We start from the raw sequence: 18,949 nt of genomic DNA on the forward strand, positions 1-18,949 counted from the left end.
GATCACTGATCCAGGAAGTCGCGCAGCGTCTGCGAACGGGACGGGTGGCGCAGCTTGGACATGGTCTTGGATTCGATCTGGCGGATGCGCTCACGGGTCACGCCGTACACGCGGCCGATGTCGTCCAGGGTCTTGGGCTGGCCGTCCTCAAGGCCGTAACGCATCTTGATGACGCCGGCCTCACGCGGGGACAGGGTCTCCAGCACCTGCTTGAACTGCTCCTGCAGCAGGGAGAAGGCGACCGCGTCGGACGGGGCGATGGCGTCGGTGTCCTCGATGAGATCGCCGAACTCGGAATCGCCGTCCTCGCCGAGCGGAGTGTGCAGGGAAATGGGCTCGCGGCCGTACTTCTGCACCTCCTGCACCTTCTCGACCGGCATGTCGAGCTCGCGGGCCAGCTCGTCCGGCGTGGGCTCGCGGCCGAGATCCTGCAGCATCTGACGCTGAACGCGGGAAAGCTTGTTGATGACCTCCACCATGTGCACGGGCACGCGGATGGTGCGGGCCTGGTCGGCCATGGCTCGGGTGATGGCCTGGCGAATCCACCACGTGGCGTAGGTGGAGAACTTGAAGCCCTTCTTCCAGTCGAACTTCTCGACGGCGCGGATGAGGCCCAGGTTGCCTTCCTGGATCAGATCGAGGAAGAGCATGCCGCGGCCGGTGTAACGCTTGGCGAGGGAGACCACAAGTCGCAGGTTGGCCTCCAGCAGGTGATCCTTGGCCTTCTTGCCATCGGCGGCGGCCCACTTGAGCTCACGCTTGCGCTTGAACTCCATGCCCTCGCCCTCGGTGTCCAGCAGGTGCTGGGCGTACAGGCCAGCCTCGATACGCTCGGAGAGGTCCACCTCCTGTTCGGCGTTCAACAGGCTCACGCGGCCAATCTGCTTCAAGTAGTCCTTGACCGGATCGGCGGTGGCGCCGGCGGCGATCACACGGCGCTTCGGGTTGCCCGCGGGGATGATGTTCTCGTCATCGTCGTCCGTGTCGGAAACCACGTAGGCGCCCTTTTCCTTGGGCGCTTCGGGGGTCTTGGGCTGGGATTCCTCTTCGTCCTCGTCGTCCTCGTCCTCAAGGTCCTCGTCCGCGTCGTCGCCGTCCTCATCGAGGTCGTCGTCATCGGCGTCGACGTCGTCCAGATCCTCGTCCAGATCGTCCACGTCAAGGTCGGCGTCATCCACGTCGGCGTCGGCGTCAAGCTCGTCGTCGTTCTGGGTGTCCTCGTCCTTGATGATGTCCTCGTCCTTCGCCTTCTTGGCGGCGGACTTGCGCGTGGTCTTCTTGGCCGGGCCGTTGGCGGCCTCAGTCTTGGTGGACTTCCTCCTGGTGGAGGGCTTGCGCGCGGCGGTCTTGGAGCTGGCCTTCTTTCCGGTGTCTTCGCTGGATTCGGTTGCCTGCTTGGTTGCCGTCGTTTCCTTCGTGGCCAAAACTTGCTCCTCCTGATCTCTCGCCGTGAAGCGCATATACCACATGGGCACACTTCTGGCAAGGGCAAATCGTCAACTATGTGAGTAAACCACCCTCCACGGACGATTATTCCCGCCGACACGGTTCACGACGTGTTGTTTCCGCCGCGCGCACACGCCCGTCACTGACCGTCCGGGATGCTACCGGCGGCCTGCCGCAAGGGCTCGCGCCTTGCACCATGCGGGTGCGATGCCCCGGTCCGAGGCTGAGAAGATCATCGCCGCCAGCGAACAATCCTCATCCAGCAACAGGCATTGCAGTGCGAACGCCGCTGCCTTGGGGTCCCCGAGCCACCCCAGCACGTACGCCACCACGGCCAGCGGTTGGATGCAGTACGGCACGGGCGAGGCCGCGGCCATCTCAAGCAGGATGTCCACCCCGGTGCGGCATCGATCCTCGTCCGGCACCAGTCCTTCGTCTTCGAACGCCCAAGTCAGCAGACGACCCATCGCCTTCTTGGTGCGCGCCCGGTGCGGTCTGGCGGCGAATTCCATGAGCTGACTCTTGGGGCAATGCCGCTCATCCACCACGAGCGAAAGGATGAGCGCGTCCCTGATCGCCAGCGTCTCGTGCATGCCGGCCACGAAGGCCATCAGTGTGGCGCGCCCCGGGCACCGCTCGCCGTCGAGCCCTTCGAGCCATTCGTCCAGCGGGCCGGCCACCCAATCGGCGTTGGCCTCCTGGATACCGCGTACCCTGCGATCCTCGCGGAACCGAAGGGCGAGCTCCTCCAGTTCGTCGTAGTCGAACGGTGGGATGCCGTCGCCTTCGTCGTTCTCCAGAACGAATCCCGCATCGCATGGTTCGCGATATCGCTCGTCGTGTTCGTCGTCGTGCCGTTCATCCGGCATCGGTGCCGGACGGCATTCGCAGGTGTGCGGATCGTGCGTCTCGTGCGGGCGCGTCCGTCGTCGTGTTCGTATCGTATGCGTGGGCATGGTGATTCGTCCTCCCTGACTATGGCGGCCTCCGGTGGCCGCAAGGTGATGGATGGTTGCGCGGATACGAACGGCCGTCGATAATTCGTCTGCGATTCGCCGGTGAAGCTCGCATCCGCCCGCCCGGCTGGGCGTGACCTCCACTATGCGCGATGACGGGCGCGCCGCACCGCGAAAAACGGTTCATGTGGTTCCGGGTTCCGCTCCCCCGGTTTTCAGCGGTTCTTGTGTTCTCCATACCCTGTGGATAAGTTAGAGGCATGTGGACAACCGATCATGACCTTGCCATCATCGAACCGCGCATCGCCGAACTGGTGCGTGAACTGACGGACGCGCCCGCCACCGGCGAAGTGGCCGACGCACTGCGACCGGTGATGGGACAGGTCGTCGATCAGGCCGTTGCCTCCAGCGAGGGAGGTAAACGACTGCGCGCGCTGCTCACACTCGCCGCGTTCGACGCGCTGCGAACCGACTTCCCCGGCTCGTTCGATGCCGAAGCCGATGACGACGCACGCCGTTCGATGGTGGATCTCGCCTGCGCCATCGAGGTGTTCCAGACGGCCGCGCTGGTGCATGACGACATCATCGACGAATCCGATCTGCGCCGTGGCAAACCCTCCGCCCACCGCGCGCTCGAACAGGCCGTGCACAGCGGCGTCATCGGCCGTGGTCTCGGTCTGATGCTCGGCGACATCCTGGCCACCGCGTGCATTGAGATCGCACGCCGGGCTTCGCGGGGTCTCGCCAACGCGGATGCCATCGACGAGGCCTTCCTTACCATGCAGCGCGAGGTCGAGATCGGGCAGGTTCTGGATCTGGGCGTGGAAATGACGCCGTTGGACGATCCGGCAGGTCTGGCGGATGCCTCGTTGAACGTGTTCCGTTGGAAGACGGCCAGCTACACCACCATCGCTCCGCTGCTGTTCGCTTTCCTTGCCGCAGGGTTCAAACCGGATGAGGCGCGCGGCCATGCGCTGGCCATCGGGCATCCGCTTGGCGTGGCGTTCCAGCTGGCGGACGATCTTCTGGATGTCATCGGTTCCAGCCGCAACACCGGAAAGCCGGTGGGCGGCGACATCCGCGAGGGCAAGCGTACGGTGCTGTTGGCGGATGCGTTGGGCGGTGCCGGAGCGGACGAACGTGGCGAACTCGTCGCCATGTTTTCAGCCGATCATCGTGATGAAGCTCAGGTGGCCAGCGCCATCGGATTGTTCGGTTCGACCGGCGCCATCGATCGTTCCCGCGAGCGCATCCATGCGCTTTGGCTCGCCTCGCGCGAGGCCATCGCCGGGCTCGGTCTCGACGACGAATGCGAGCGCCGATTAGCGGAGGCGTGCGCCAGGTTCATCCCCGAACAGCTGCGCTGACGCCATCCCCGGCGTAGTGCATCCGCCACGTCATACCTGATTTCCCTCGCCTGAATCCGCGTGAATTCTTTGCAACCGCAATCGTTCCGCGTAGCCCTGCCCATGTAGACTGAACGGTGTTCAGCAGTGACCGAAGGAACCGTGCAGCACAATATGAGTGAGAACGAGCCCGTACAGATGATCGAGGGACGCTACCGCATCGTGCGCAACATCGCCGAGGGCGGTATGGCGACCGTCTATGAAGCCGTCGATGAGCGCTTGGGACGCACCGTGGCGATCAAGGTCATGCACATGCAGCTCGCCAAGGGCCCCCACCGGGACCAGTTCGTGGAGCGGTTCCGCCGCGAGGCCAATTCGGCCGCGGCCATCGCCAACCCGCACGTGGTGCAGGTGTACGACACCGGCGAATACAACGGTCTTGATTTTCTGGTCATGGAGTACGTGCATGGCGTGAACCTGCGCCATGAGATGAACACGCAGGGCACCTTCTCCGTACGCGAGACCCTGCGCGTGGTGGCCGAGACGCTGGACGGTTTGGCGGCCGCGCACCGCATCGGCGTGGTGCATCGCGACATCAAACCGGAGAACATTCTGCTCAACGACCGAGGCCACGTGCAGATCACCGATTTCGGTCTGGCCAAGGCCGCCAGCCAAGCCACGCTGAGCTCCACCGGCATGCTGCTGGGCACGGCCGCCTATCTGGCACCGGAGATGATCGAGAAGAACCAGGCCACCGCTCAGGGCGACCTGTATTCCGTGGGCATCATGGCATGGGAGATGCTCGCCGGCAAGGTGCCGTTCGATTCCGACAATCCCGTGACCCTCGTTTTCAAGCACGTCCATGAGGATGTGCCGTCCATCGCAACCGTGTGCCCCGGCATCGACCCCGCCGTGGCGGCGTTCATCTCCCATCTGACCGCCCGCGCGGTGGACGCGCGCCCGTCCGACGGCATGGCGGCCGCGGAGGAGCTGCGTAGGATGGCTGCCAAGCTGCCGTTGGAAGCATGGCAGTACCGCCTGCACGCCGAACCGACGGACGGCAACCGCACCGACTTCACCGCTCCGGCCCTCGTGGGTACCGTGGCCGAACCAGCCGTTCCCGGCGAGCGGCCCTCCGCCGCCAGTGCCGCTACTAACACATCCGCGGCTCCGGTACCGACCACCGCGATGCCGGCCAATGGCGGTTCCGGCACGGCCAGCGGCACATCGGCACCGACCGGCATGCCATCCCCGGCCCTTCCCGCGCCGCCGGCACCACCTGTGGCGCGTACCACGGCCATCGATTCGAGCATGACGCAGGCCATGCCGCAACCGGGCAGCGAAACCCAGGTGCTCTCCCCCGTCGATGATCAGTTCACGCAGGCCATCGCCATGACAGACGGCGCACAGGATTCAGGCGGCGCCGCCCAGCATACGGACGGCATGGCCCCCGCCAAGAAGCCGTGGTGGAAGCGACCGCCGTTCATCATCACCATCGTCGTGGTGCTGGTATTGGCTCTCGTAGCCTCGGGCGGCGGCTGGTGGTGGTTCGCCGGTCCCGGCAGCTATTGGAGCGTGCCTCAGGCCGAGGACGTGACCTGCGCGGCGGATGAGTCGCAATGCTCGCTCACCGGCGCCGATTGGTCCACGTACGAAAGCACGTTGAAGGCGCTCGGCATCCCCTATGAGACCAAACAGGAATACAGCGACGACGTGGCCGAAGGCAAGATCATCGCCACGTCCGTGAACGGTTCGGATGCATTCGTCAACAGCCGCATCAGCAAGCGGCAGAATCAGAAGCTCACGGTCACGATCTCCCGCGGCGTGAAAATGGCCACCATCCCGGCCGACATCACGGACGTGAATTCCGCCAATGGCAAGAGCCCGCTCGCCGCGTTGAAGAAGGCCGGTTTCACCAACATCAAGCATGATTCGTCCAAGGACGAGTATTCGCTGGACAAGCCCGAGGGCACGCTGCTGACCATCTCCCCGGATCCCGGCACCACGGCTAAGCACAACGCCGAAGTGACCGTGACCCTGAGCAAGGGCCCGATGCCGGTGAGCATGCCGGACATCGTGGGCAAGACGAAGGACGAGATGCAGGCCGCGTTCGACGAGCTGAAGCTCACGGCCAACGTCACCGAACAGTACGACGACAAGGTGGCCGCGGGCGACGTCATCTCGGCCTCGCAGCAGGCCGGCGCGCAGCTCAAGTGGGGCGATAGCGTGGACGTGGTGATTTCCAAGGGTCCGGAGACCACGGTGCTGCCGAACGTGGTAGGCATGAAGTACGATGCCGCCGCAGCCCAGCTGGAAAAGCTCGGCTTCACGGTGAAGAAGTCCGCGCCGTTGGGCGACATCACCCATGAAGTGCGCGTCCAGAGCCCCAAGGCCGGAGAGACCGTGCGCATCCGCGACGAGAACGGCACCCCCACCGTCGTCACCCTGACCGTGGTGTGATAACAAATTGGCTCCCCTCTCTGAGGGGAGCCAATTATCTCTCGACTATTTCCTACTCAGCCTTGCCTTCGGCCTCTTCAGCGGCCTTCTGGGCCTTGAGCTGTTCCTTGACCTTCTGGGCGTATTCGTCCACGTACTCCTGGCCGCTCATGGCCTGGATCGCAGCGGACACGCGGTCGGTCAGCGAGCGCAGATCCTCATGCGTGATCTCGTCGGCGGCCTTCTTCTGCACCTCGATGGGCTTGCCGTACATCACCTGCGTGCGGCCCTTCTTCGGAATGGAGGTGCCGATGGGCTGCAGCTTGTCCGTGCCGATGATGGCGGTGGGTACGATCGGGCAGCCGGTCTCCAGCGCCAGTCGCGCCACGCCCGTATGGCCCTTGTACATGCGACCGTCGGGGCTGCGGGTGCCCTCGATATGGATGCCGAACAGGTGGCCGTCCTCGATGATCTCACGCGCATGCTCCAGCGCGCCGAGCGACTTGGAACCACCGGAACGATCCACCGGGAACACGCCCACGGACGTGAACCACCACTTCTTGAACTTGCCCTTCAGGCCCTTGCCCTCGAAATACTCGGCCTTGCCCATGAAATGCACCATGCGCGGGCAGGTGATCGGGATGAGCGCGTCGTCGATCACGGCCAGATGGTTCGCGGCGATGATGGCGCCGCCCTTGCGCGGCACATTATTGAGTCCGGTGGCGGTGGGGCCAAGACGATGGCGGGCGATGGGACCGAAGACCTTGACGAAGAACCAGTACAGCACTTGGCGTTTCCCTCCCTGCGCGGTTTGGGGCGACAGATTACAGTGGTATGTATGACTGACCTCAACAATACCAATGCGGCAGACGAGCCGACAGTCCCCACGCCGGATGATGGAGCAAAGCACGACGATTCGACTGGCGCCTCCGCCGGCAAGTCCTCCGGCAAGCCGTCGTCCGATCAGCAGTCCACCCCCGCTGACCTCGGCAATCTCGATGCGGCATGGGCCGCGTTCCAAGCCGAGCATGAGGCCGACCTCAACGATGTGGCGTCCTCGCGTCAGGCCAGGAAGTTCGAGAAGCAGGCGCAACGCCGTGAGAAGGAGGCGCTGCTGTCCGTCAACGATTTGGATCTGGGCACGTTCACCGACGATGCGCGCCCGTTGGGTGGTGGGTTGCGTGACCGTCTGCGCGGCGGCAAGCGCACGTCCCGCAACCGTCATGAGATTCCCAACGATCCGAAGAACGCCGGCAGCACGTGGGGCGATGGCGATGCCGCCCGTTCGGGTCCGCGCGACTTCACCGGCCGCAGCTGGCTCGACACCGATGATGTGATGGACGAGCAGGACGACGGCGGCTTCACTCCCCCGAACCCGGAGATCGGCCCGGTGCATGCCTCGACAGTGCTGTTGCTGGCGTTGCTCGTCATTGGTGTGGCGGGCACGGTGGTGATGGTGCTGGTCCCCTCGCTCTATGGGATTCCGGTGATCAGCGCGCTGCTCAACATCGTATTCGGCATCTGCACGGTGCTTGGTCTGGGCGGACTTGTCGTCAAGGTGCTTAACCGCAAGAACCGCCCCGGCGACAAGGGCGGCTATTTCGACGACGGCGCACGGGTGTAAGCGTACCCTAGCTCCCTCTGACGAGGGAGCTGTCGAACGAAGTGAGACTGAGGGAGAGAAGCCGGCGTCAGCCGTATGAAAAGGCATCGGCCATCGGCCGATTCGATTTTTCTAGCGACTGCGTCGCGCTTCTCTCCCTCAGTCAGCTTCGCTGACAGCTCCCTCATCAGAGGGAGCCAAGATATTTCATGACGCGAAGTCGATGGATTCCTGGAGTTCGGCGATCATGTCTTTGGCGGCGTCCAAGGCCTTGCGCTTGCCGAAGACCACATCCTGCTGATAGCGCACGATGATCTTGTCCAGTTCCGAGGCGCCGTTGGGTGTGATCGACGGCGGGTTCCCCAACGTCGGCTGGATCTTGTCCATGAAGTCCAGCGACGTACGGTCGGTTCCGGTCGCGTCCTTGGCGAGCATCCTGCGGATGTCGTTGTTGGCGGGGATGCCACGCTCGGTGCCCAGAATCGCGCCGGCGTTCTTGTCATTGACCAGGTAATCGACCAGCATGGCCGCCTCGGCCGGGTGCTGGCTGCCGGAGGATACCGCCCAATACATGCCGGGCTTCAGATACATGGTCTTCTCCCCCGGCGTGACCTGAGGCACCGGTGCCAACGTCATGTTGTCCGTGCCGGCCGCCTGCGCGTAGGGGGTGATCTGCGTGGCCTGCGTGATCATCATCGCCTGCTTGCCTTTGCCGAAGTCGGTGTCGTTCAGGGTGGCGGCGGTGTTCTCGCTCCAGCGCTCGGCGTTGCCTTCGATGCCGTTTTTGGCCCAATCCGCAGGCAGTTGGAGGAACGAGGCCAACGTCTCGGGCGAGATGGTGACGGCATTGCCCTTGAACAGGTTCTCCCCATGTTGGCGGGCCCACAATTGCAGACCGTAGCCGTTGTTCGGTGCGATGGCGCCTATCGTCTTGCCGCCCGATTTCTCGGTGACCTGCTTGGCGAAGTCCGAGAACTCGTCCCAGGTCCAGGTGTCGGTGTCCGGCAGCGTAAGCCCCAAGCTGTCCAACACGTCATTGTTGATGATGACGCCATACTGCGAGGTCGTCATCGGCGCGGCAACCTGCTTGCCGTCCACCTGGCCCATGGCCTTCAATGACGGGTCCATCGTGCTGAGATCCAGGTAGTCCGATGCCTTGTTGAGGTCGAGCAACGCATCCATCGACCCGTAGAACGCCAGATACAGCTCATCCATCTGCATGACGTCCGGCGCGTTGCCGCCGGCGGATTGCACGGCGAGCTTGTCCCAGTAACCGGTCCAGTCGGAGTATTCGGTCTCCACATGGATGTTGGGATGTTCCTTCTCGAACCCGGCGATCGCCTCCTCCGTGGCCTTGATGCGGGCGTCGCCGCCCCACCAGCTCAGACGAATCGTCACGTCGCCATTGGCGGGCACAACCGGCACGTTGGCAGCGCCGACCGAGCTGCCGCATGCGGTGGTCGCCAGTAATGTCACGGCTGCCAGGCCGGTCGCCACATATTTCTTCCACATACGCTTCATTGTCTACTCCTATACGGAGGCAGGGAACATGGATGTGTGCGGTATCAAGGCGCGTCGACGAAGGCGTACGAAGGTACGTCGAGGAGACGGCAACGCAGATAACGCTCCATCCATGTTTTCTGCCATCACTTTCCTCCGGTGGTGGCGATCCCCTGAACCAAATATTTCTGTCCGAACGTGAATACCAGGAACAGCGGAATCAACGAGACCACGCTCATCGCGAACATCGGGCCGTAGCTGGACTGGGACTGCGCATCGATGAAGGTGCGCAGGGCGATTGGCACGGTGGCCATGTCCGGCTTGGTCAGGTAGAGCAGCTGGCTAAAGAAGTCGTTCCACGTCCAGATGAACGTGAACACCGCACAGGTGCCGATGGCCGGCTTCATCAGGGGCAGCAGGATCTGGAAGAAGATGCGCACGTGGCCGGCGCCGTCCAGTTTGGCGGCCTCGTCGAGGTCATGCGGCAGGCCGCGCAGGAACTGGTAGAACAGGAAGGTGAAGAACCCGTCCATCGCGAGGAACTTCGGCACGATCAGCGGCACGAAGGTGTTGATCATATGGAGTGAATTCCACATGATGTACTGCGGGATCACGATCACGTGGATCGGGATCATCAGCATCAGGAGCATGAAGCCGAACAGCACCCCGCGGAACCGGAAGTTGAGTCGCGCGAAGGCGTAGGCGGCCATCGAGCAGGTGAGGATGTTGCCGATGATGGCGAACACCACGATGATCAGCGAGTTGAGGATGTACCGGCCGAACGGGTAGCTCAGCGCGTTCCATCCGGCCACGTAGTTCTGCCAGACCGGATGGGTGACCACGAGCCCCATGTTGGTGAAGATCTCGCTTTGCGGACGCAGGGAGCTGGCGATCATCCACAGAATCGGGTAGAGCATGATGATGGCGAGCAGCAGCACCACGATCTGCTTGATGACGGAACCCACCGTGCGTGCGACCGCGCGGCCTCGGCTGCCGTTCATGCCGGCGCCGGATCCCAGGTCGACCGCGGACCGCAGATTGGACTGCATCCTTGCCTGCTGTGCGCCGGAACGGAGCCGTGCGCGACGTTTCATAACCAATGCTCGTACGTCAGTCATCGTAATGCACCCAGAACTTGGAAAGAGCGAAGTTGATACCGGTGAGCACGGCCACGATCACCACCATGATCCATGCCAGCGCGGAGGCGTATCCCATGCGCAGGGAAGCGAAGCCCTGCTGGTAGAGATACAGCGTGTAGAACAGTGTGGAGTCGGATGGGCCGCCGGTGCCGCCGGAGACCACGTAGGCCTGCGTGAACGTCTGGAAGGAGTTGATCACGCTCATCACGAGGTTGAAGAAGATGATTGGCGAAAGCATCGGCAGGGTGATGGAGCGGAACTGACGCCATTTGCCGGCACCGTCCACACTGGCCGCCTCGTACAGTTCGCGCGGGATCTGGCGCAGGCCGGCGAGGAAGATGACCATCGGCGAGCCGAACTGCCAGATGTGCAGGGCCATCAACGTCCAATTGGCAGTGTCCGGGTTGGCTATCCAAGACATCGAGGTGTCGATGCCGAACAGGCCGAGGAAGGCGTTGAACAGGCCGTCCGAGCCGAAGACCATCTTCCACAGCACCGCCACGGCCACCGAACCGCCCAGCATGGAGGGCAGGTAGAACGCCGAGCGGTAGAACGCGAGTCCCCTCATGCCGCGATCGAGCAGCACCGCCAGCGCCAGGGCCGCCACCAGCTGCAGTGGCACGGAGATGACCACATACGTCAACGTGACCGTGAGCGAGTTCAGGAAGCGCGGATCGGCGAGCATGTGCCGGTAGTTCATGAGTCCGACGAACTGCGGCGGCTTGATCATGTTGTATTTGGTGAACGAGATTCCCAGCGAGTACAGCATCGGGATCAGACTCAGGAAAATCGCGCCGATCAGCCACGGCGCGAGGAATCCCAACGCCACCTTGGTGTCTTTCGGCTTGTCTTTCGGCTTGTGCCGGTTTTTGACCAGCGTGCCGAATTCCGCAAACGAACTCACAATGTTCCTCCCACGAATCTAAGCCGTCATCGGCCGAATCTGCGTCATAGCCTACTGCCGCAACATCCAGCGTTGCCACTTGTTGCCAAAGTTGCACTCATAGAGTCATGCCAATGACGCCACAACCCCTCTCATGGAATCACGGCATCATTGGCAATGCAATCCGGAGTGACTTCGCGATGCCGCTCAGGACCGGATACCGTCGAATACGACGTTCCGGGTGTGGCGAAGGCGGATGCTCATATGGTCCTCATCCGACGTCTTGCGGTCCGGTGCGATGGTGAAGCCGATGTTATGGAACGCCACATTCCGCACCTCGTATCCGGGCACGTCGAAGCCCTGCACATCGATGTCGCAGTCGATATCGCCGATCGAACCACCGGACACCGTGCTCGGGTCGAACCGGTCGAGGAGATGGACATCGCGGAATTCCATGTTCTCGAACACCGGCGGCACATCGGAACCCTCGCCGTCGTCGTTGTACCCCACCGAATGAATCATGATGCGAGAGGTCCTGCACTGGCGCATGCGCACGCCGCGCACATATCCGCCGCGCTTCTTCGTGGCCTTGACCTCCAGACCATAGGCGGTGCGGGACATGTCGCAGTCCCAGACCTCCACGTCGCTCACGCCTCCCGACATCTCGCTGCCGATGGCGATGCCCCAGCCGAACAACGAATTGCAGTCGAAGATTCGCACGTGTTCGGTGGGACGGTTGATGACGTTTCCCTCCGGGTTGCGACCTGATTTGATGGCCACCATGTCATCGCCGGTTTCGAACGCGCAGCCGAACACCGCGACGTTCGTGGAGGAGTCGGGATCGCAGCCATCACCGTTCCACACGGCGCGGGAGACGAAGGTGCAGTCGGAGACCGTGACGTGGTCGCTGTACACGAAGTGCAGATTCCAGGCCGGGCCCATACCGACGGTCAGGCCGCTGATGACGATGTTGCGTCCGTTGGACACGTTGATCAGGCGACCGCGTACTCGGCCGGCCAATGTGGTGGGTTTCTCGAACTCCGCGATCCTGTCGCCCAAGGCGATCAGCTGGTCCTTCAGCCGTTCCATTTCCTGGTCGATGGTGGACTGCATGAGTTCCACGCCGCCTCCGAGAATCGAGCCATGGCCGCGGATGACGATGTTCTCGCAGTTGTACGACGAGGAATGGTCGAGCACGCCGATGTTGAGCAGGCTGGAATACCGCTCCCCCTCGATACCTTCGAATCGGCTCCAGATGCGCGGCTCATAGTCGGCCGGGTTGGAGCTTCCCTGCAGCACGCCGCCATGTTCGATGACCAGTTCAGTGTTCGAATGCAGGCGCAGGGCGCCGGAGAGGAAAACGCCTTTGGGAATGATCACCTGATGCTCGGCGTCGCAGTCGTCCAGCGCGCGCTGGATGGCGGCGGTGTTGAGCGTGGCGCCGTCGCCCACGGCGTTGTACGGCGGCAGGCTCACGTCGAGGCGCTGCTTCACGGGGGCGGTGACGGCATGCTCCGTCAGCAGCGGCACGAATCGCCCGGAGCCGTCGGCATCATAGCCGACCTCCACCGTATGCGCGCTGGCGGGCTCGAGATCCTCGAAGGTGTAGTGCGTCAGGGCGAGTTCCACCGGTTCGCCGCCGTCGAGGGACACATGGAAGCGACGGTCGGGCGTCGCGTCGTCGGGCAACAGCCACCACACGGTCAGCGTGGTGTCCGTGACCAGTATGTCGTGGTCGAATTCATGGGTATCGGTTGTCATGATTTCATTCCTTCATCACGATGAGTCAATGATATGAAAAAGGTGGCGGAACCATTCCGTCCGCGGGATGCACCGCCAGGACTCACGGTCCCGCCACCTGGGTATCAGGTCAGGCCTGTGCCTGCGGCCAGCACTTCTCGTACGGCACGCCGGTGAGGCTTTCCACGACCTGCTTGGTCTCGCTGGTCACATCGGCCTTGCTGCCGCCGTTTTTGAGACGGTTGATCTCGTTGTTCAGGATGCCGTCGGTGCGCTTGTCGAGCTTGAAGGTCAGGGCGATAATCCAGGAGAGCACCAGACCAATGACCGTCCAGCCGATCATCACGAACACGATGCCGTTCTGCACGCCGGCGCTGGCGGTGGCGGCCTTGGAATCGAAGCCGACATACGCCAGGTAACCGCCGATGGCCATGGACACGAAGCCCTTCAGGATGCGGGCGATGAAGTAGGTGGAACCGGTGAAGATGGAGGTGCGGTTCTTGCCGGAGACGATCTCGTCGACGTCCGGGATGAACGGGAAGACCGTCCAGCAGGGGAACCAGATGAGGCCGCGGGCGATGAACCAGAAGATGCAGGCCGCGATCGCCACCACGACGAACTGTCCGTCATCCATCGTGGGCTGCAGCTTCCATGTGGCGAACAGGCCGCCGAGTGCGACGATGCCCAGTCCGAAGGCGAGCTGGAAGATGTTGCGGGGGCCGATCTTGGCGAACAGCAGGCCCCACACCGGCTTGAAGAACTCGGCGATGACGGCGAACGACAGCAGCATGGAGGCGAAGGCCGTGTTCTTGTCCCAGCAGAAGATCGCGAAGAACACGAAGGTCTGGCCGAAGATGTCCATCATGCAGTGGCTCAGCAGGTAGATGCCCATGAACTTGCGGAACGAGGAGATACGGAAGGTCGAGATGTAGTCCACGGCGAGCTTGCCGACGTTCCTGCACCAGCGGGAGAAGCTGAACGGCTGCTTCTGTTCCGCCTCGATCTTGGTCACGTCGTATCCGGCCTCTTCCGGCGTCATCTCCCATGTGGTGCGGGAGACGATGAACAAGACGATGGCGAACAGCACCGTGATACCGATGGCGAAGGTCTGGTAGGAGATGGCCTTGTCCTCGCCGATCGTCGACAGCATCCAGCCGCCGACCGCGGGAATGGCCACCGTGGAGACGCCCGACACGATCATGCGCACGGTGGACAGCAGCGTACGTCCGTTGTAATCGCTGGTCATTTCGGTGGGCAGCGAGGAGTAGGAGACCAGGAACATCTGCAGCACGACGATGAACAGCGTGTACAGCGCGAAGTAGGCCACGAACGGCAGGCTCGGGATCCACATCAGCGAGGTGATGAGCACCAGCGGGGAGGCCAGCAGCAGGAAGAAGCGACGACGGCCGAACTGGCGGCCGAGCTTGTAGCGATAGAAATTGTCGGACAGGGAGCCGAAGATGATGGACGACACGGCGCTGACGATGGTGGCGACGCCGATGATGCTCTGCGCCTGGGCGATGTCCAGTCCGGCGAACGTAGTCCAGAACAGGGCCAGATACGTGCCCGTCAGGGTGGTGGAACCGCCGCCGTAGAAATCACCGATGGCGTAGCCGAGCGCGCTGCCGATGGTGACCTTGCGCGTTCGCGGCAAGGTCGCACTGATTGCCTGAGACATGATTGCTTCTTTCTCTTTCGATTCCCCACAACTTCATTGACACTGTGTGGAATCCTCTGTGAACCAGAACACGATCAGTCTCGCAAGAATCGCGCGCCCGCATTTTTTGTTGCAAAAAGTTTCATTACGACTCATAATCAACCGGTGATGCACAAGAAAGTGACAATCTACGACATCGCCAAGGAGGCCGGTGTCAGTCCGGCAACGGTGTCACGGGCACTGTCCCGGCCGGGACTCGTGTCCTCCGTCACCATCGCCAACGTCCGGTCCGTCGCGGAACGGCTCGGATACGACATGCCTAGACGAATCCGGCAACTCGACGATGCGGCGGCAGCGACCATATCGGCGCAACGCACCGGTCTGGTCGCGGTCGTCGCGCCGGATATAGCCAACCCGTTCCAATCGATCTGCATCAAGGTGGTGCAGAACGTGATGGCCGCTCATGGGTACACGGTCATCGTCTCGGACACCATGGAGAACATGCTTGCGCATAAGTTGCTGAGCAACGTGTGGATGCAACAGATTGACGGAGCCGTGCTCATCGCCCCCAGGACCGGAGAGGTGGAGCTGCGCAAAATTGCCGATACCATGCCGCTGGCGATTATCAACCGCGCCGTGCCGGGCATCGATCAGGTGCTTTCCGACACGCGGAACGCCGTACGTCAGGCACTGCTCTCGCTGCAGGTTGCAGGTGTGTCCACCATCACGTATCTGGCCGGACCGTCATCATCCTGGTCCGACAGTAACCGGCACACCATCATCGTGCACGAGGCGCAACGGCTGGGCATGTCGGTCACGCAGATCCGTGCGACCCAGCCCACGATGGAAAACGGGTTCAAGGCCATCGGCAAATTCCTCAGACATCCCACGGACGCGCTGTTCGCCTTCAACGACATCATGGCCATCGGTTTCATGGCGGCAGCGCAACGCAATGACATCAATATACCGGCCGATGTGAAGGTGATCGGTTTCGATGATATTCCCATGTCCGCATTCACCAATCCGACGCTGTCCACGATTCATCTGCCGGTGGAACAGAACGCCCGCAACGCCGCCCGGTTGCTCCTGCAGCGAATCCGACGCTTCAATACGGGTGAGGCCCGGACTGTGATGGAGCAGGCGATGTTCATCGAACGCGGCAGCATCCACGCCACGAAGCCGCAAGCAGACTCAGCCGAATCGGTACCGACGGCGTGACGCAGCCGCATCGCAGGATTACGAAACAAAAACTCTGTTAAACCAGGATTGACATGAATCCATGCCTGACTACCCCTCAGTCGGCTTTGCCGACAGCTCCCCTGACAAGGGGAGCCAAGATAAGGGGCATGTCAATCTTGGCTTAACAGAGCCAAACATGACGGGCTCTTTCCCGCATTGATACGTGGGAAAGAGCCCGTCAGACCATAGACGAATCAATCACGCCTTGGACTTGGCGGTCTCGATCCACTTGTCGAGCAGGGCCTGGGCCTTGCCAGAGTCGACCGCGTCCTCGGCGATCTTGTACGCCTCACGGAAGCGCTCGGCGAGCGTGCCCTCGCCGACCAGATGACCGTCGGCCACGATGGCGGAGGCGGCGTTGAGCAGCGCGGTGGAGCGGGACGGCACGTCCTTGCCGGCCAGGAAGTCACGGAAGGCGGCGGCGTTGACCTCGGGTTCGCCACCCTTGAGGTCGGCGACGTCGATCTTGGCGAGACCCAGATCCACGGTCGGGTCGAAATCGGTTTCGGTGACCTTACCATCGCGGATCTCCCACACGGAGACCGGGCCGGTGGGCGCGAGCTCGTCCATGCCCTCGTGCGAGGTGTAGACCATGCCGGACTGGCCGGCTGCGGCGTAGGCGGCGGCCATGATCGGGCTCATGGCGCGGTTGGCGCAGCCGATGGCCACGTGCGCCGGCTTGGCCGGGTTGGTCAGCGGGCCGAGCACGTTGAACACGCACGGGATGCCGAGCGCGGCGCGCACGGGACCCACGAAGCGCATGGCCGGGTGGAAGGTGCGGGCGAACGCGAAGGTGATGCCCACCTCGTCGCCGACCTCGCCCACGGCTTCGGGCTTGAGGTCCAGCGGCAGGCCGAGCGCCTCGAGCACATCGGCGGCGCCGCACTTCGAGGAGGCGGCGCGGTTGCCGTGCTTGACGATCTTCACGCCGGCCGCGGCGGCCACCACGGAACCCATGGTGGACAGGTTCACCGTGGCGAAGCCGTCGCCGCCGGTGCCCACGATGTCCGTGGTCTCACCAGAGACCTTGAGCGGAATGGCGTGCGAGACCATGGCCTTGGCGGCGCCGGACACCTCCTCGGCGGTCAGGCCCAGCTGCTGCTGCATGGCGAGCGCGGCACCCACGGCGGCCGGGTTCGCGTTGCCCTTCATCAGATCGTCCACGAACCATTCGGATTCCTCGGCGCTCAGGTGGTCTCCCCCGACCAGCTTGGTGAGAATCGACTTCCATGTGATCTCTGCCATTGTTCCTCCTTGACGCACGTAGCGTCCGATAGCTAGTAACGCGGCTCATTGTAATGGCCATACGTTTCTCGAGACGCAAACTTCCATATTGCAAAATGCGGCAAAGGCTCTCCTCCGGTGGAGAGGAGAGCCTCATTCAGCGATTGTCTAGCAATCAGCAGTCATCGAAATTCACTCGGTGGTCTGCGGCCAGCACTGCTCGTACTTGATGCCGGTGAGCTGCTCGACGACCTTCTTGGTGTCGGGGTCCACATCCTTCTTCTTGCCGCCGGCCTTGAGACGGTCGATTTCGGCGAGCAGGACGGCGTCGGTCTTCTTGTCGAGCTTCATCGTGAAGGAGATGATCCAAGCCACGGCGAGGCCGGCGATGATCCACCAGACCAGCACGGTTCCGATGGCGTTCACGGCCTGCTCGGGCTGCGGCTTACCGGCCTTGAAGGCGGTCTCGACGAAGCCGTTGGCGCCAAGGTACCAGCCCCAGGCCATGGCGGACAGGCCGGCGGTGATCTTGCGGGCGAACTGCTGGAAGCCGATGTACAGGCCGCCGCGGTTCTCGCCGGCCATGATCATGTCGACGTCCGGGATGAACGGGAACACGTTCCACGGGATGAACCAGGTCATGGCGCGGAAGATGAGCCACCAGACCATGACCACGTACAGCGCGGTGTTCCAGGCGGCGGTGTTGTTCTGGGAGGCGGTCTGCCACAGACCCCACAGGCCCAGGAGACCGAGGATGGCACCGGCGAAGTTCAGGGAGAACATCTTGCGCGGACCGAGCTTGGAGAAGATCCAGCCGAACACGGGCTTGAGCGGTTCGCCGATCAGAGCCATGCCGAGCAGGGCGGTGCCAAAGGCGACCGGCTTGTTGAGGTTGTAGAGCACGAAGAACAGCCACACCTGGCCGAAGATGTCCAGGAAGGACTGGCCGAGCAGGTAGATGAGGATGTGCTTGCGGAAGGTCTTGTTACGCAGGGTGGAGAAGTAGCCGACGAAAATGTCGCCCACGCCCTTGAGCCACTTGCCGAAGTTGAACGGCTCCTTCTTTTCGGCCTCGATGGCCGCCTCGTCGAAGTCGGCCTCCTCCGGGGTCAGCTCCCAGGTGGACTTGTAGGCGATGAACACGAACACCGCGAACAGCACGATGAAGAAGCCCATGGCGATGGTGTAGGACGAGCTCTGCTTCTCACCGAGCGCCTTGAGGAACGCGGCGGCGCCCAGCGGAATCACGGCGGTGGAGATGCCGGAGAACAGCATGCGGGTGGTGGAGAGCATCGTGCGGCCGTTGAAGTCGGTGGTCATCTCGTTCGGAAGCACCGAGTACGGGGTCATGATGAGCTGGTTGGCGATGATCCACAGCGCGTACACCACGAAGTATCCCCACACCGGCAGTCCCGGAACGTACATGAGGATGGTAACCAGCAAGACGGGCACGCCCAGCAGAATCAGGAAGCGACGGCGGCCGAACCTGCGGCCGATCTTCCACTTGTACAGGTTGTCGGACAGCGTACCGAAGATGAGGGCGGAAAACGCGGCGAGCATCGTCGCGATACCGACGATGGACTGGGCCTGCGCCACCTTCAGTCCGGCGAATGTGGTCCAGAACAAGGTGAGGAATGTGGCGATCTGGCCGAAGCCGCCGCCGTAGAAATCACCGAACGCATATCCGATCGCGTTGATGAGCTTGATCTTGCGTCCCTGAGGCGCCTTAGCCTCAGGAGCTGCTGTCTGCTGTGCCATTACAGCATTCCTTTCTTTG

At 62.7% G+C, this 18,949-nt stretch carries 14 protein-coding genes; 4 read left to right on the forward strand and 10 right to left on the reverse strand.

Annotated features, from left to right (window positions below):
- Positions 1-2: 2 nt before the first annotated feature.
- Positions 3-1,424, reverse strand: a complete 1,422-nt coding sequence (locus DF196_RS08170; RefSeq protein ID WP_109057359.1) for an RNA polymerase sigma factor — start codon at positions 1,422-1,424, stop codon at positions 3-5.
- Between the two features lie 180 nt (positions 1,425-1,604).
- Positions 1,605-2,402: a DUF4192 domain-containing protein gene (locus DF196_RS08175; RefSeq protein ID WP_241519652.1), complete on the reverse strand. Its 798-nt coding sequence runs from the start codon at positions 2,400-2,402 to the stop codon at positions 1,605-1,607.
- A 260-nt stretch (positions 2,403-2,662) separates the two neighbouring features.
- Here DF196_RS08175 and DF196_RS08180 point away from each other — a divergent pair, with 260 nt between their 5' ends.
- Both DF196_RS08180 and DF196_RS08185 read left to right on the forward strand, forming a co-directional pair.
- Positions 2,663-3,769, forward strand: coding sequence for a polyprenyl synthetase family protein (locus DF196_RS08180; protein ID WP_109057360.1), 1,107 nt, complete (start codon positions 2,663-2,665; stop codon positions 3,767-3,769).
- Positions 3,770-3,922: 153 nt separating this feature from the next.
- Positions 3,923-6,208, forward strand: a complete 2,286-nt coding sequence (locus DF196_RS08185; RefSeq protein ID WP_109057361.1) for a Stk1 family PASTA domain-containing Ser/Thr kinase — start codon at positions 3,923-3,925, stop codon at positions 6,206-6,208.
- Positions 6,209-6,260: 52 nt separating this feature from the next.
- Here DF196_RS08185 and DF196_RS08190 read toward each other — a convergent pair whose 3' ends face one another.
- Positions 6,261-6,974 (reverse strand): lysophospholipid acyltransferase family protein, encoded by a 714-nt coding sequence (locus tag DF196_RS08190; protein ID WP_109057362.1) that lies wholly within the window; start codon positions 6,972-6,974, stop codon positions 6,261-6,263.
- 51 nt (positions 6,975-7,025) lie between these two features.
- Between DF196_RS08190 and DF196_RS08195 the strand changes: the two genes are divergently transcribed.
- Positions 7,026-7,811, forward strand: coding sequence for a hypothetical protein (locus DF196_RS08195; protein ID WP_109057363.1), 786 nt, complete (start codon positions 7,026-7,028; stop codon positions 7,809-7,811).
- Between the two features lie 186 nt (positions 7,812-7,997).
- Here the strand turns inward: DF196_RS08195 and DF196_RS08200 are convergent, their stop codons facing one another.
- From DF196_RS08200 to DF196_RS08220, 5 genes are all read right to left on the reverse strand, one after another.
- The gene (locus DF196_RS08200) at positions 7,998-9,302 is read right to left on the reverse strand and encodes an ABC transporter substrate-binding protein (protein WP_158276298.1); all 1,305 of its coding nucleotides are present in this window, start codon (positions 9,300-9,302) and stop codon (positions 7,998-8,000) included.
- Between the two features lie 134 nt (positions 9,303-9,436).
- Complete coding sequence (locus DF196_RS08205) at positions 9,437-10,384, reverse strand: carbohydrate ABC transporter permease (RefSeq protein WP_241519653.1); 948 nt, start codon at positions 10,382-10,384, stop codon at positions 9,437-9,439.
- 16 nt (positions 10,385-10,400) lie between these two features.
- On the reverse strand, positions 10,401-11,333 hold the full coding sequence (locus DF196_RS08210) for a carbohydrate ABC transporter permease (protein WP_109057366.1): 933 nt from the start codon (positions 11,331-11,333) through the stop codon (positions 10,401-10,403).
- Positions 11,334-11,519: 186 nt separating this feature from the next.
- Positions 11,520-13,073, reverse strand: a complete 1,554-nt coding sequence (locus DF196_RS08215) for a glycoside hydrolase family 28 protein (RefSeq protein WP_109057367.1) — start codon at positions 13,071-13,073, stop codon at positions 11,520-11,522.
- Between the two features lie 109 nt (positions 13,074-13,182).
- The gene (locus DF196_RS08220) at positions 13,183-14,730 is read right to left on the reverse strand and encodes an MFS transporter (RefSeq protein ID WP_109057368.1); all 1,548 of its coding nucleotides are present in this window, start codon (positions 14,728-14,730) and stop codon (positions 13,183-13,185) included.
- Between the two features lie 147 nt (positions 14,731-14,877).
- On the opposite strand from DF196_RS08220, the gene DF196_RS08225 reads away from it, so the two are divergent.
- Positions 14,878-15,927, forward strand: coding sequence for a LacI family DNA-binding transcriptional regulator (locus DF196_RS08225; RefSeq protein WP_109057369.1), 1,050 nt, complete (start codon positions 14,878-14,880; stop codon positions 15,925-15,927).
- Positions 15,928-16,146: 219 nt separating this feature from the next.
- Here the strand turns inward: DF196_RS08225 and trpD are convergent, their stop codons facing one another.
- Positions 16,147-17,193 carry an anthranilate phosphoribosyltransferase gene (gene trpD / locus DF196_RS08230; RefSeq protein WP_109057370.1) on the reverse strand — a complete coding sequence of 349 codons (1,047 nt, stop codon included), beginning with the start codon at positions 17,191-17,193 and terminating at the stop codon, positions 16,147-16,149.
- A 171-nt stretch (positions 17,194-17,364) separates the two neighbouring features.
- Positions 17,365-18,930: an MFS transporter gene (locus DF196_RS08235; protein WP_109057371.1), complete on the reverse strand. Its 1,566-nt coding sequence runs from the start codon at positions 18,928-18,930 to the stop codon at positions 17,365-17,367.
- Positions 18,931-18,949 lie beyond the last annotated feature (19 nt).

Origin of the sequence: Bifidobacterium callitrichidarum (assembly GCF_003129905.1) — a bacterium.
GTDB lineage: Bacteria > Actinomycetota > Actinomycetes > Actinomycetales > Bifidobacteriaceae > Bifidobacterium > Bifidobacterium callitrichidarum.